The 14,348-nt window shown below is 55.8% G+C and carries 8 protein-coding genes; 7 read left to right on the top strand and 1 reads right to left on the bottom strand.

Features of this window, described 5'->3' with window-relative positions; genetic code table 11:
- Nucleotides 1-28: 28 nt before the first annotated feature.
- From ygfZ to CAUR_RS13685, 7 genes are all read left to right on the top strand, one after another.
- A complete protein-coding gene (gene ygfZ, locus CAUR_RS13715; protein ID WP_012258471.1) occupies nucleotides 29-1,018 on the top strand; it encodes a CAF17-like 4Fe-4S cluster assembly/insertion protein YgfZ in 990 nt (329 codons plus the stop codon).
- On the top strand, nucleotides 1,015-4,989 hold the full coding sequence (locus CAUR_RS13710) for a GAF domain-containing protein (RefSeq protein ID WP_012258470.1): 3,975 nt from the start codon (nucleotides 1,015-1,017) through the stop codon (nucleotides 4,987-4,989). The genes ygfZ and CAUR_RS13710 overlap by 4 nt, the downstream gene beginning before the upstream one ends.
- Before the next feature lie 113 nt (nucleotides 4,990-5,102).
- On the top strand, nucleotides 5,103-7,820 hold the full coding sequence (locus CAUR_RS13705) for a VWA domain-containing protein (RefSeq protein ID WP_012258469.1): 2,718 nt from the start codon (nucleotides 5,103-5,105) through the stop codon (nucleotides 7,818-7,820).
- Nucleotides 7,821-7,880: 60 nt separating this feature from the next.
- Nucleotides 7,881-8,207, top strand: coding sequence for an ATP-dependent Clp protease adaptor ClpS (locus tag CAUR_RS13700; protein ID WP_012258468.1), 327 nt, complete (start codon nucleotides 7,881-7,883; stop codon nucleotides 8,205-8,207).
- 56 nt (nucleotides 8,208-8,263) lie between these two features.
- Complete coding sequence (locus tag CAUR_RS13695; RefSeq protein WP_012258467.1) at nucleotides 8,264-9,784, top strand: serine hydrolase; 1,521 nt, start codon at nucleotides 8,264-8,266, stop codon at nucleotides 9,782-9,784.
- The gene (locus tag CAUR_RS13690) at nucleotides 9,781-11,718 is read left to right on the top strand and encodes a hypothetical protein (protein WP_012258466.1); all 1,938 of its coding nucleotides are present in this window, start codon (nucleotides 9,781-9,783) and stop codon (nucleotides 11,716-11,718) included. Before CAUR_RS13695 ends, CAUR_RS13690 begins: the two co-directional genes overlap by 4 nt.
- A 4-nt stretch (nucleotides 11,719-11,722) precedes the next feature.
- Nucleotides 11,723-12,100, top strand: a complete 378-nt coding sequence (locus CAUR_RS13685) for a hypothetical protein (protein ID WP_012258465.1) — start codon at nucleotides 11,723-11,725, stop codon at nucleotides 12,098-12,100.
- 433 nt (nucleotides 12,101-12,533) lie between these two features.
- On the opposite strand, the gene CAUR_RS13680 is transcribed toward CAUR_RS13685, so the two are convergent.
- Entirely contained in the window at nucleotides 12,534-14,150 is a 1,617-nt protein-coding gene (locus CAUR_RS13680; protein WP_012258464.1) for a choice-of-anchor I family protein, read from the bottom strand.
- Nucleotides 14,151-14,348: the final 198 nt, after the last annotated feature.

Here is a 14,348-nt window from a genome sequence, read left to right as displayed (position 1 = left end):
AAGCTTCTGAGTAGATGATTGCTACGCTATGAATCAGGAAACACTGACAGCTTACGAGGCGGTGTATGGGTATGCTGCCGTGATCAACGAGTCTGATCGCGGACGGCTCTGGATGCGTGGTCGCGACCGCGCAGCACTGCTACACCGGCTCTCGACGAACCATATCGAGCGATTACAGCCCGGTCAAGGCACCCTGACCGCGCTCACCACGCCAATTGGGCGTATGATCGATCTGCTACGGGTATATGCCCTCCCTGACGCATTGTTGCTTGAGACCGGCGATGGTCATGGACCGGCGATTTTGCGCCATTTGCGCAAGAATATCTTCTTCAACGATCAGGTGACGGTCGCCGACGCGAGTGCCGAACTGGGTCAGATTGGCGTCTACGGGCCACAGGCTAGCCAGGTGATTCAGACGATTGGTTTGTCGGTTGATCTGCCGCTACACAGTATCGCAACCGGTGACTGGAATGGACATCAGGTGCTGGTAGCACGGTGTGAACCGTTGGGTGGCGATGGGTATACTCTCTATCCACCGGCAACGCAAACAACGACGCTGCTTACTGCGCTAACTGATGAAGGGGCCGTTCCACTCGACAGTCATACGGCAGAAGTAGTACGCATCGAGCATGGCTATCCGCGCTTCAAACACGAGATCACACTGGATTATATTCCGCTCGAAGCCGATTTGTGGCGTGCGGTGAGTTTCCAGAAAGGGTGCTACGTTGGGCAAGAGATTATTGCCCGCATGGAGAGCCGGGGGCGGATCGCCAAGCTCTTGTGCGGCTTACGTCTGTCGGCTGCGCCCGAAGCGGTACCGGCAGCGGTAACGGTGGATGGCAAAGAGGCTGGTACCCTGACCAGTGCTGCCTACTCACCACGCTACGGCTGGATCGGACTGGCCTATGTGCGCCGTGCCTATGCCGAGAGTGGCACCATCGTGACCCTCGCTCAACAACCGGCAACCGTGTGTCGGCTACCATTCATTAGTGGTACAACCCAGGACGATGCAGCATGACTCGTACCGCACGTCGCCGACAACTGATAGGCGATCTGCAACGCCAGCGTGACGCATTGCGTCTGCAACAAGAGCGCGACCAGCAGATTCTGGCTGCGCTCTACGCGATTGGTCTTGCCGCCCGTGGCCGTCCGTCGTTACGGGTTATTTTCGAGACAATTGTGCGCGAGCTGCACAATGTCTTTGAGTTTGATGCCTGCTATCTGGCCTTTTGTGATGAGCGACCAGAGATTTTTAAGGCCGCACTGCTTTACGATGAGGGGCAGATCGACTTTCTCGAAAATCGTGAGTATGGCTACCTGACCGGTTTAATTGTCCGCCGGCGTGAGCCAATGCTCTTCCGCGATCTGTTGACCGAACGCGATGCCAGTCTACCGCCGGTACCATTCGGCAATACCTCAAAACTCTCGCGTTCGTGGATCGGTGTGCCGCTGATGATTAGTGACGCAGTGGTTGGTGTGATCTCACTGCAAAGTTATCAGCCTGGCCGCTACAACCACGAAACGCTCGATCTGTTGCAGCGGATCGCGAATGTCATTGCGCTGGCGCTGGAAAATGCGGTACTGGTTGAAGAGCAGGATCGGCTCAGTCGGGAATTAGCCACACAGTTAGCAGCGCGGCGCGAAGAATTAGCGGCACTGAGTGAACTGGCGGCAACACTGGTCGATACACGATCCCTGCACGAAGTCCTGGATCAGGCACTGGCTATTGCGATTACGACCCTACATTTCGATGCCGGTAATGTTCGTCTCCTCGATGAGACGGGTTCGCTACTGGTGTTGTGCGCACAGCGAGGGTTTGCCCAGGAATACATTGAACAAACTCGTCAAATCCCGCTCGAAATCAGCCCCTTGCGTGAAGTGGTTCTGAAACGACAGCCACGAATTATTGACCGTGACTGGCAGGCTCGTTACGATCCGGCAACATTTCCTCTGCATCTCTTCCCGCCCTTCGAGTCGACCATCAATATGCCACTGGTGGTCGGAAGTCAGGTCCTGGGAACATTGAGCCTGTTTGGTTTTTCAGCACGCGAACTGGCCCCCCATGAGCTAACCCTGGCGCAGGCGGTGGCGAACCAGATTGCGATCCTGGTCGAACATAACCGACTTACCGAACAACGTGAACGTCAGATTGCGGAATTACGTGCATTGCGTGAGATCAGTCTGGCTGCCTCAACGGTGCAGACGACACGCGAATTGCTTCAGCGGGCGGCATTGGGTTTGCAGAACTGTATCAATCTCGACGCTTTCACGATGGTGATCTACGATCCGGTTCGCCATCTGATTAGTGACGGGATTATCCTCGATGAAGGAGAGTTTTTCGATTTCTGGATCGGCCAACCTCCGCCGCCACGTTCACTCACCGCCCGTATTCTGCGGGAGCGGCAACCGATTTTTTTACGCGACCTGTCACACGAGATCAGCTCATTGCCTGATGTCGAAGGGGTCATCATCGGTGCTGAACGAATGGCGCGGTCGTGGATGGGGTGGCCCCTGCTCGACCGTGATGGTCAACCAATCGGCGTTGTCTCGGTTCAGAGCTATCAGGCCAACGCTTTCACGCCTCGCGATATGGAGTTTCTCGGCAATGTTGCCGCCCAGTTATCGTTGCACGTCAAGAATGTGACGTTGCTAGCCCAACGTTCACGCCAGATTGCCGAGCTGCAAGCGATTAATCAGATTGGCAAGCTGGTTGCAGAATCCTACGACCTTGAGCGCATTTTGAACGAAACCCGGCGGGTTGTGGTCGATTTGACAACCGCATCGGTCTTTTACTTGCTGCTCTGCGATCCGGTTTCGCGCCGGGTACAGCATGCGACATTTATTGAACACGACCGCCAGATCGGGCATGATCTGGTTGGTAAACCACCGCCACCATCCTCCCTTTCTGACTGGCTCCTCACCCATCGCCAGCCCCTGCGCTTTGATGATCTGGCGGTTGAACGTGCCAGAATCCACGCAATGGGGATCAAACCGCACCAGATCGGCTCGGTGCATCTGATGCGCTCGTGGGTCGGGGTGCCTATCCTGTCTTACAATCAAACCGCTATCGGGGTGCTGGTACTCCAGGACGAGCGTCCGTATCGTTATGATGATGATACGGTTGATGTGCTGGCTCAGATTGCCAACCTGATTAGCCTGGCCGTACAAAAAGTACAGTTGTTTGAAGAGCGAGAGCGTCAGGTACGCGAAAATGCACGTCTGTTCGAGGCTGCGCAGGCCCACGCAATTGCAGCCGAACGCCAGGCAGCCCGTATGGCACTGGTTAATCGCATTGCCGGCTTGCTGGCTGCTCACCTTAACCAGCAAGAGATTCTCGAAATTGCCACTCGTGAACTGGTGCAGCTCTTCTGGGCCGATCACACCGGCCTGGTGCTGTTTCAAGACGAAGAAACCGGGATTGTGGCAGCAGAATATCCACCAACCGGGATTGTCGGTTCTGTGATTGATCTCTGGCAGAATCCGCTGGTTGATGCCTTGCGCACCACTCGTCGTCCACAGGTCATTCTTGATATTGAGAGTGACCCACGGGCAGCGGTATCACGCGAGCGGTGGCGTGAGATGGGGGTGCGCTCGCTGGTGATTGTGCCGTTGATCAGCCGTGATCGGGTGTTTGGCTCGATTTCGTTTGACAGCTTTGGCGAACCACGCTCCTATGCCGACGAGGAGCTGGAACTGATGATGACGGTAACAACCTCGGTGGCGACGGCTTATGAAAATGCATTGCTCTTCGCCGCTGAACAGGAGCAGCGCCGTACTGCGGAGACACTGCGCGAAGTTGCCCGCGTCTTGAGTTCAAGCTTCAACCCCCACGAAGTCTTACAGCTCGTGTTGGCAGAGCTGCGTAAGGTTATTAATTACGATACATCAACCATCATGTTGCTCGATGGGCCAATCTTGCGGATTGCGGCTGCCAGTGGTTGGCCCGCTGATGAAGTGCCGTTAGGGCGAACGCTACCGGTTGCCGATAGCGGTGCCGGCCAGGTCGTTCGCGAGCGACGCCCTATCTTATTGGTTGCGCCACCTGATCGTACAATCTGGCCGCCCGGCGATATGGGTGAGCATATTCTGACCTGGCTGGGGGTACCGCTTATCGCAAAGGGGCGTGTGCTTGGCGTATTAAATATTGATTCATACCATCGCAATGCCTTCAACGAACGTGATCTGGAGGTTGCACTGACCTTTGCCAACCACGCAGCACTGGCAATCGAGAATGCGCAACTCTACCAGGAGTCGGTGGCCCGGGTGGAACAAGAGATGGCGATTGCACGCCAGATTCAGTTAAACCTCTTTCCACAGGAGTTACCGGTGTGTCCTGGACTGCGGGTCGCAGCCCGTTGTTTACCGGCCCGTGAGACAGGTGGTGATTTCTACGATGTGATCGATCTTGGCTCACGGATTGGGGTCATTATCGGTGATGTGAGCGGGAAGTCGTTACCGGCGGCAATGTTGATGGCGGTTGCCCGTTCCACTGCTCGCTCTGAAGCGCGCAATCATGAATTTCCGCGTCTGGTGCTGGCCGAGACCAACCGCTGGCTGGTCGATGATGTACCACGTAATACCTTTGTCGCCCTGGGATATGCGTTGATCGATCCAATCGCGCAACGCTTGATCCTGGCGAATGCCGGTCAGTTGTCACCGTTGCTCCGCCACGCCGACGGACGCACGACCTTCCTGGAAACCGCCGGCGCATTGCCACTCGGCATGCAACGTGATGCCCGCTACAATCAGCTCGAACTCGATCTGGCTCCTGGCGATACGTTGGTGTTCTATACTGATGGTGTGGTTGAAGCCCAGAATCGTGAGCGTGAGATGTTTGGCTTTGACCGCCTTGAACGGTTGGTGCGTCATTTGGGACACCTGGAACCCGCTGATCTGCTAGAGCGGCTGTTATCGGCAATCCATGGATTTACCGAAGGACGAGTCGCTCACGATGATATGACGCTGGTCGTTGTGCGGGTGAACCCATAGGGTGTGTTGACGCTATCTGCGTCTTCTCAAGCTGTGGGTTCTGTTTACCCGGCGTCATTTCCTCTCAATACGATGGTACGGCATACTGCACTACTATCCTGGAACGGAGCTGAATGGTGCTGAGCGTTGTTGAGCCGGCAGCATTATGGCTGTTTGTGCTCGCCATTCCTCTGCTTGGGCTGATCTGGCTGGGTCGTACTGATCTCCACCGTCGCCTTGGGCGTGTGCGATTATGGTTGCTGGTGGTGGTACGTTGTCTGATCCTGGCAGCGCTCGTATTGGCCGTGGCCGGCCTTCAGATCGGTCGACCGGTGAATGCTACCGCCACGGTTTTTCTGCTCGATGTTAGCGACTCAGTCTCACCTGCCCAACGGGTAGCAACATTCGATTTTATTGAGCAGGCGGTGGCTACCGCCGATCCCGACGACCGTATGGCCGTGATCGTGTTTGGCGCACGAGCAATGGTCGAGCGCGTGGCCGAACCGCCCCGTCCACTGAACCGGATCGACGCGCTGGTAGCCGGTTCACGCACCAATATTGAAGACGCCATCCAATTGGGACTGGCAATTTTGCCCGATGCGATGCATCGACGGCTGGTGTTGATCTCGGATGGCGGTGAGAATGCAGGTCAGGCGTTAACAGCCGCTCGTTTGGCGGCTGCCCGTGGCGTTCCGATTGAGGTCGTCATCCTGTCGGCGGAGCGCGGCCCTGATGCGCTGATCACGGCCTTACAGGCACCGACGACGGCTGACATCAATCAGAACATTCCGCTAACTGTTCAGATTGAAAGTGAAGTCGAGGGCGCGGCGACGGTGCAGTTGATCGCTGATGGTCAGTTGCTGGCCGAACAGTCCGTGACGGTGACACCCGGTCGCAATCAGATTGCATTTTCTGTACCGGCACGCGAGAGTGGGTTTCGCCGCTTTGAAGCGCGTCTGATTGCTCCCTTCGATACCCAGCCGGCCAACAATCGGGCGGTGGCATTTACCTTTGTCAGTGGCCCACCGCGCGTGTTGTTGTTAACGGTGGGACCGGAACAGGCACTGGCACTGGCCGAAGCATGGCGTGCCGGAGGGATTGAGGTGACGGTGCAGACACCGATGCAGGCGCCGGCCAATCCACTCGATTTGCGCTCCTTCGATGCGATTGCTCTAGTTGACACACCGGCGAACGCGGTTTCGCTGGCACTTCAGCGCACCCTGACGACCTACGTGCGCGATCTGGGCGGTGGACTGCTGTTCATTGGTGGCCCCCAATCGTTCGGCGCCGGAGGCTGGCGTCGTTCTCTGCTCGAGTCGTTATTTCCGGTTTCGCTTGATCCGCCATCGCGCGAGGAACGCTTCGATCTGGCGCTGACGCTGGTCATCGACCGCAGCGGGAGTATGAGCGAACTCGTGGACGGTTTGCGCACCCAACTCGATCTGGCCCGTGAAGCGGCATTTCAAGCGAGCCTTGGGTTATCGCGTCAGGATCAGCTCTCGATTATCGCCTTCGATAGCGTTGCCGATGTGATTTTACCGTTGCAACCACTCCCTGATCTGGCGACAATTGAAGATGCGCTGAGTCGATTATCTGCCGGTGGCGGCACAAATATTCGTAGCGGAATGGCACTGGCAGCCGAGACCATTGCCACGGCTGATGCCCGGATTCGACATGTGATCCTCTTGACCGATGGTGTCTCCGAGACTGAATATGCCGATCTGGTTGCCAACCTGCGCGCACAAGGGGTTACGGTCAGTACGGTGGCGATTGGTCTGAATACCGATCCAGAACTCGAACGAGTGGCGCAGATCGGTGGCGGTAAATACTACGTTGTTCGTCAAGCCGAAGCTCTGCCACAGATTCTGCTGGAAGAGACTGTCCGGGTGGCGAATCGCGATCTGGTAGAAGAGCCTTTCACACCTGCACTTGCATTACCGACACCATGGCTGCGCAATTTCAGCGCTTTGCCACCACTGCAAGGGCGGAATGTCGTTGCCGAACGGTCAATCAGTCGGGTGCTCCTGGTCGCCGATGACGGATCGCCGCTCCTGGCGACGGCCCAGATCGGTGTTGGGCGGGTGCTGGCCTGGGCAAGTGATATGACCGGACATTGGGCGACTGCATGGTTATCCTGGTCAGCATTTCCCCGTTTTGCCGCCGGATTGGTGTCTGAAGTACTCCCACTCAATAGTGATGATTATCTATCGCTCAGCGCAACGGTAACCGCAGATCGAGTTGAAATTGACCTTCAGGCCCGTGATCGCAGTGGATTGCCTGTTGAATTGGGCGAGATTCGCAGTCGCATTAGTGGCCTGGCCGATGAAGTCGTGCCAGATTTTGTGCAGATCGCGCCTGGACGGTATCGTGCGATCACCACCATCGATCAGATGGGAGCGTATCTGGTACAGGTGAGTGCAACTGACCGCAACGGGATGCCGCTCGGCACGGTTGCCACCGGTCTGACGGTGAACTACTCACCGGAGTATGGACAGTTTGCGGCGAATCCTGGCCTCATGACCGAACTTGCAGCATTGACCGGTGGTCAGGTTAATCCGCCGCCAGACCTGATCTTTGCTCCAACAGAACGTTCGGTGTACGAGGTCTGGCCGGTAACCATGCCTCTAATCTGGCTGGCACTGGCATTATTGCCAGTAGACATTGCGCTACGTCGACTCTTTGTCGCAGTGCCCGACTGGCGTCCTGTTGTCATCCGCCGACCGCAGCGCAAACCACCGGAGGCGAAACCATCTTCATCAGCGCCAGCCCCAACCTCTACCTTACCGCAAAGCGACGAAGAGCGGATTGCCGCACTACTGGCAGCGAAACGACGCCGTCGCCGGGATGAGTGATGCTTTATGCTATACTGCCAGAAGGATTTGATGGTACAACAGTAGTTGACGGAGGAGCCCATGTCAACTGAACAACCAGCAGTCACCGTGCGGCCTGCCGTCTCATTTGCGGTTGCCAGCGATGAGGAACTTGAACGGCCGTACCGGGTTATTGTTCAGAACGACGACGTGACTCCCATGGATTTTGTCGTCATCGTGTTGCGTGTCTTTTTCGGGCTTGATCTGGCCCGTGCCGAACAGGTGATGCTTACTGCCCATTATGAAGGGCGTGCGCTGGTAACGGTACTCCCGTTGCAAGAAGCGCAAGAGCGTGTCTATCAGGCTCATCATGCAGCCCGCGAGGCCGGCTACCCGTTAACCTTTTATCTTGAGCCTGATGAACAGTAACGTTTCCGACCTGGTACATGCGTCCCGCATTTTGAAAGATGGAGTTTTGCCCAACTATGAATCTCCGGCCCCGTTTGTTTGCCATTGCCCTGATTTGCATGGCTTTCATTGCCGGGTGTACATCAACACCTCGTGCTTCAATGCCCTCTGAACCGGTGCTGGCTGCTGCGCCGACGCAACCGGTGATCCCTACCCCGCTTCCGACACCTGTACCGGTCTACGCCGACGGCACTGAAGTTGCCGGTGTGCCGATTGGTGGCTTGACGGTTGCAGAGGCAGAAGCAGCACTGAGCAGTGCGCTGTCGGCGAGGGTAACGCCGCTGCGACTGGTTGCCGGTGCATATACGCAGACAATTGAGCCGACGGCAATTAATCTGCACGCCGACCCGGCTGCATTGCTGGCTGCGGCAGCGCCGGCGTTGGGGAGTAGTACGCCGGTACGTGTACCACTCCAGCTTAGCTTCGATGAAACAGCCCTCCGTGAGCAGATGACGACGTTTGCTGCCGAGTCGGCTCTGCCACCCCAGGTCACAGTTATCACGTCAACTGACGTGTTGTCACGGAGCTTTGCCTACATTCCCGGCCGGGCGATTGATCTCGACCGCTCGCTGGAGATTGTGAGCGGCTTGCTACGCCGTGGACGGGCAACCGAACCGATTGCGCTGACTCTTTGGCCGACTACCGAACAGCCGCGTGCTTCGCTTGAACAACTTACCACCCAGCTCGAAGAAATGGCTGAGGCATGGGATGGTGTGGCTGGGGTTTATCTGTATGATCTCGCCACCGGCGCTGAAGTCGCGGTGAATGCGCGCAGTGTCTTCCCCGGCGCCAGCACGATCAAGACGGCTATTATGCTCTATGCCTACACGAAACTTGAAACCTTTACCGAACGCCAGTGGCGGCGCATGCGCCTCATGATCATCGAGAGTGACAACCTGGCGGCAAATGACATACTGGCTGCCGGCGCCGGTGGTACCGGTACCGATCTAGCATTTCGCGGTGCCGAAGAGATGAGTGATATGCTGGCCGATCTTGGTCTGGAATATCTCTATCTCTACGTCCCTTACGAGTCGACCGATTACATCCGGCTGTACAACGTCAGGTATCGCTGTGGGCCAAGAGACCCGGTCGGCGAGCCGCCGTATACCGAGACCGGTTGCGCACTGCGGGCAACTCCTTACGCTATCGGGCAGATCTACCGCATGATTGACGAGTGTGCACGCGGTGAAGGTGTGCTGCTTGAGAAATTTGAACTGCTCAATCCAGATCGATGTCAGGAGATGCTCGACTTGCTGGCTGAGAATGGCGACAATAGCCGGATGGTTGCCGGTCTGCCAGAGGGAGTACGGGTCGAGCACAAATCGGGATGGATTGACAACACCCAGGCTGATGCCGGGATTGTACGCTCACCCGGTGGTGATTATGTGTTGGCCGTGTACGTCTACAAGCCACTGGGAGATCGGGCAGCCTGGCCCGACTCGCTGCTCGGCGGAGCAATTGCCGATTTCAGCCGTCTTGTGTACACTGCCTACAATCCAATTCAAATTGATCCGGCTTCACAGGGAGACACACCATGACCGGTCTACCCATCAAGCGCATGGTGCTCTACAAACACGGTGTTGGCTATTTTGAACGACAGGGCACCTTCAGCGGTGACACCTTAACGCTCACCTTTCCCCTGACGGCAATGGACGACGTGTTGAAGAGTCTGGTTGTCATTGACCGCAGCGGCCAGGTGCGCAACATCGACTTTGCCACCCCTGAAGACCGCGCCGCGCTGCTGGCTCGCGGGAGCATTCAGCTCTCGAACGAACGGAGCCTGCTCGATTTGCTGCGCGATCTGCGTGGACGCACTGTGCGCCTGACCCTGACCGGCAAACAGGGCGAGACGATCACCGGTCAGGTGATTGGGATAGATGTCGAAGATGAAAAACCGCTGCGTCGAGCTATTGTGAGTCTCTACCTCGCGGAAGAGCGGGTGGTGCGTCCGTTTGCGCTCGATGATCTGTTACGAGTTGAACTTGTCGATGAAAAGGCGCATCACGATCTGTCCTTCTTTTTGCGCGCTGCCCAAAACGACGAGCGCAACCGCACGGCGACCGTACACCTGACACCGGGTGAACACGATCTCTTGATCGGCTACGTGGCGCCGGCACCGGCCTGGCGGGTTAGCTATCGTCTGCTCTGCGAGGATGGTGCCGATGGTGCGTCACGCTGCTTCCTCCAGGGTTGGGGGCTGTTCGACAATCAGCTTGAGGAAGATTTGGTCGATGTTGCGGTGACGCTGGTTGCCGGCCAGCCGGTTTCGTTCCGGTATCGTCTATACGAACCGCAGACGCCGGAACGCCCCTTGCTGGGTGATGTACCGCGCCCACAGCCAAAACCGATGGCCCGTATGCGGAAGATGCCGGCACAGGAATACGACATGATGCTGGAAGCAGTGGAAACGATGGCACTGGCAGCACCTGCCCCCGCTCCCGCCCTGACCATTGAGACGGTAACCGACAGTGTACGTGCGGTCGCGGTGGGTGAAGATCAGGGGGCGCTCTTTGCGTATCGGGTCACGCAGCCGGTCAGTGTCGGACGAGGTCAATCGGCAATGGCGCCTATCGTTGGATCACAGATCAGCGGGGCGCGAGAGCTGGTGTACAATCAGCGTCGGCTGGACAAACACCCCCTGGCCGCCATTCGGCTCAAGAACGAGACTGACCTCACCCTGGAGCAAGGGCCGGTCACCGTGCTGATCAATGGCGAATACGCCGGTGAAGCGGTACTACCATTCACCCGTGCCGGTGCCGGGTTCACTGTCTTCCACGCTGTTGAATTGGGGGTGACGGTACTGGAAACGACGCATGAGACCCGCCATCTCCACGGGATTCGGCTTCACGATAGTGATCTATTGATCGATGAATATATGCTCTTGTTCCGGCAATATACGATCATCAGCACTCTGCATACACCATCTACCGTGATCATCGAGCATCACCGCACTGCTCATACCGAACTGATAGACACACCACCGCCCCTCAGCGAAGAGGGTTTCATCGCACGTTGGGCAGTGAATGTACCGGCTGCTGATCAAACGGTGTTCACAGTGTGCGAGCGACGGCTACTCTCGCGCAGCCAGTCAATCAGCAGTCTCACCGGCGAACAGTTGCAACACTTCCTCCGCGACAAACTGCTCGACGAAGCGACCTTTCAGCAGCTTAGCGGAGTGCTCAAACTCTACCGCCAGATTGACAAGGCGCGCAGGATGATCGCCGAACACGAAGTCGAACAGCGACGTATCCTGGAGCGCCAGCAACACCTGCGCCAGACCATTGAACCACTGCGCAGCACTGGTGAAGAGGGGGCATTGCGTCAGCGTTACGTCGCGACCCTGGCACAGCTCGAAGATCAGTTCGAGCAGATCGCCAGATCAATAGCCGAACAACAGACCACCATCGAAAAACTCACAGCGCAGATCGAACGTCGGTTACAGCGCCTTTCTGCACTGAAACGTACAGCGTAAACCCATGATGCGCGACTACCGGACATTCTTTGCCATTGTGCTTGCCAGCCTGGCCGGGTGGATTATTGCTGTCGCAGTCTACACCCAGATCGGTGACAATCGCAGCCCGGAACTCTTGCGCTGGCTGGCATTGGTCATTCTGATTACACCACTCAGTGGCTTGCTCGGATGGATTGCTATCCGGCGCCACGAGTGGCGTCTGGCCGCTGCGTGCTGTGGTGCGCTCTACTTTTTCACGCCCTTCGTGGCTGCCCGCATCGAAACCATCCTCACCCCCGATGCGGCGCGCCAGACGGTAGGGCCGCACACGGTCTATTTTGTCAGTGTGCTGGCATTACACCTGCTCGGTGGGCTGGTGCTGGCCTGGTGGCGGGGAAGGTGATCGAACGGATGACAGGCAATGTAGGAACGTGATCCTTGTTGCTACTGGAACCTGTTGTGAATGTTGTAGGTCATACGTGAAATCATCCATCCCCTCAGGAAGCAACCCTGCTTGATAGTATATCTTCCACACCTCACGGATCGATTCCGTCTGTCTGGAGTGCGGAAGCCTTACTTCCGCACTCACTGCATGTTACGCCAGATGCTTATAGCTCGATCCTGAGCACAGCTATTCCGTTGGTCCATTTGAGTGCAGCATGTTACAACATAGTGGCATTCATGCCCATTATTTGACTATCACGGCAGTTGGTTTGTCGTTTATGCTGCAATAGGCAGTGGTGAGGTTCAGATCGATATTCGTCCAACCTTACACCCCCTCGCGCTCAAGCGTACTACCTTCGATGGCAAATGTGCATAACAGGCTCTGATACCAGTTATGAGCGCTGAATAATTGGCATAAAGACTCGCCAGCCTGCCTCGTATATGCTGACTGTCCCGGTAATCTCATTGGCCAGGAAAAGTAATGCCCGTCCGGTTGGACTCTGGTTTGCCGGTATGAAGAGAACGATTTCTGGGCCACTATCCGGACCAACAGTGTCACCGCTGAAGGTGCGATTGTTGACATATTGCACGAATGTCGGCATGTCAGGTGTGCTCACATCGAAGATCATAGCACCACCCTGCCGTTCCAGTGCGACAAATGCGTAGGTTCGACCGCCGATCACACCAAGCGTCAGCCCCTCTGGTTCGGGACCTTTGTTATCGCTCCGGCTATCAAAGTCGTTTTCATCATTGTTACTGTTGAAAAATTCAGGATACGTTGCAGCAACGATCCTCTCAATCTGGTCGCCACTGTCGAATACTAACTCGCCGTTACCGTTCCAGATCGAGAAGGAACGAGCACCAAATACGTGAATCTGGTCAAATTGACCATCGTTGTCGAAATCACCACTCGCATTACTAACAGTCAGGCGGCCCAGGGCTGTGTTTGCTTTCAGTGCAGTTGCATTCGGAAATTCGGTAGGATCGAGCTGATAACTGTTGCTTCCCAGGCGCACCTCTTCATTAAAACCACTGTAAGCTCGTGCATCGCCCTCATTAACAGTTACCAGATACAACTGACTTCCAACCGTGTAGGAGGCAATTGCATCCGGTTGGTACATACCGTAAACCGGCCAGTTAGCAATGTTGATGGCATTATCCCTGTCACTGGCATCCAATCCATTGCCGGCCAGCAGATGATTCTTTAAACCGAGTGAGCGCACCCACTCGACACTGGAAGTTTGCAGGTTAATTCTGGCAATGGCATTATTCTCCTGGAGGGTAACATACGCAGTCTGGCTGTCAGCAGTTACCGTGATATATTCAGGCTCCAGATTCTTTTGCACTGCATCAGGATCACCTGCAGTTGGCCCAAAGATGCGGGTATCCGTATCAAATTGACTCCGTCGGGCACCGCTAATCTCGAAATCGGCAAAGCCTATACTAATGACATCAGCATCGGTCAAGGCTGAAATATCACCGTCGACTGGGATAACACTGATTGTTCCATAGGGATCAATCGTGTAGTCATCATTTGGCTCGCCTTCGTTGGCAACTAACAGGCGTGCGCCATCCGGGGTGAATGTCAACATATCAGGTAATACACCAACCTGAACCTGATTGATGAACTGTCCCTGGGCATCAAAAAAGACCACCGAGCCGGGATCGGTTTTCGGATCAGCTTCAACTGCCACCACAACCAGATTGCCCCGTACTGCAACACTATTCGGTCCAGCACCGTAGGCAGAGAGATCGATACGATTGGTGCGAGTCAGACTGGGGGTATCGCTGAGCTCGACGATATCGAGTGAGTTATCGGCGCTATTCGTTACGTACAAGCGATTGTTGCTGACCGCAACAGTTTCAGCAGAAGCTTCGCCAAGACCGGTTGAATACGTAGCAAGAAGCGTGAATGTGGGGTGGATTGATGACGCGAGGACGGGCAGTGGAAAAATCACAACGAGCAACAGCACAGCAATGACGAACGTGGTCAATTTGCGTAGATACATGGCAACCGTTCCTTTAAGCTTACACACGGACACATGCATCTACCAATATAAAAAAGTTGTATTAAATGAGTGTAATACCGACATTAAGCATTGATGATGTGTATGCTTTGAATAGTGTATTAATGTAAGGGTGGTCATCTTCAATTGTGTGTAACGGAATGATCCAGCACGCCGATGGTAGGGTTTCATTCCCAACAG

It is taken from the genome of Chloroflexus aurantiacus J-10-fl, from assembly GCF_000018865.1.
Lineage (GTDB): Bacteria > Chloroflexota > Chloroflexia > Chloroflexales > Chloroflexaceae > Chloroflexus > Chloroflexus aurantiacus.
This window is presented reverse-complemented; position numbering and strand designations above follow the sequence as displayed.

What these genes read in the sequence shown, in the direction of transcription:
- CAUR_RS13700 (WP_012258468.1), top strand. Translation starts at nt 7,881, where the DNA reads ATGTCAACTGAACAACCAGCAGTCACCGTGCGGCCTGCCGTCTCATTT.
- CAUR_RS13690 (WP_012258466.1), top strand. Translation starts at nt 9,781, where the DNA reads ATGACCGGTCTACCCATCAAGCGCATGGTGCTCTACAAACACGGTGTT.
- CAUR_RS13680 (WP_012258464.1), bottom strand. Translation starts at nt 14,150, where the DNA reads ATGTATCTACGCAAATTGACCACGTTCGTCATTGCTGTGCTGTTGCTC.
- ygfZ (WP_012258471.1), top strand. Translation starts at nt 29, where the DNA reads ATGAATCAGGAAACACTGACAGCTTACGAGGCGGTGTATGGGTATGCT.
- CAUR_RS13685 (WP_012258465.1), top strand. Translation starts at nt 11,723, where the DNA reads ATGATGCGCGACTACCGGACATTCTTTGCCATTGTGCTTGCCAGCCTG.
- CAUR_RS13695 (WP_012258467.1), top strand. Translation starts at nt 8,264, where the DNA reads ATGAATCTCCGGCCCCGTTTGTTTGCCATTGCCCTGATTTGCATGGCT.
- CAUR_RS13705 (WP_012258469.1), top strand. Translation starts at nt 5,103, where the DNA reads ATGGTGCTGAGCGTTGTTGAGCCGGCAGCATTATGGCTGTTTGTGCTC.
- CAUR_RS13710 (WP_012258470.1), top strand. Translation starts at nt 1,015, where the DNA reads ATGACTCGTACCGCACGTCGCCGACAACTGATAGGCGATCTGCAACGC.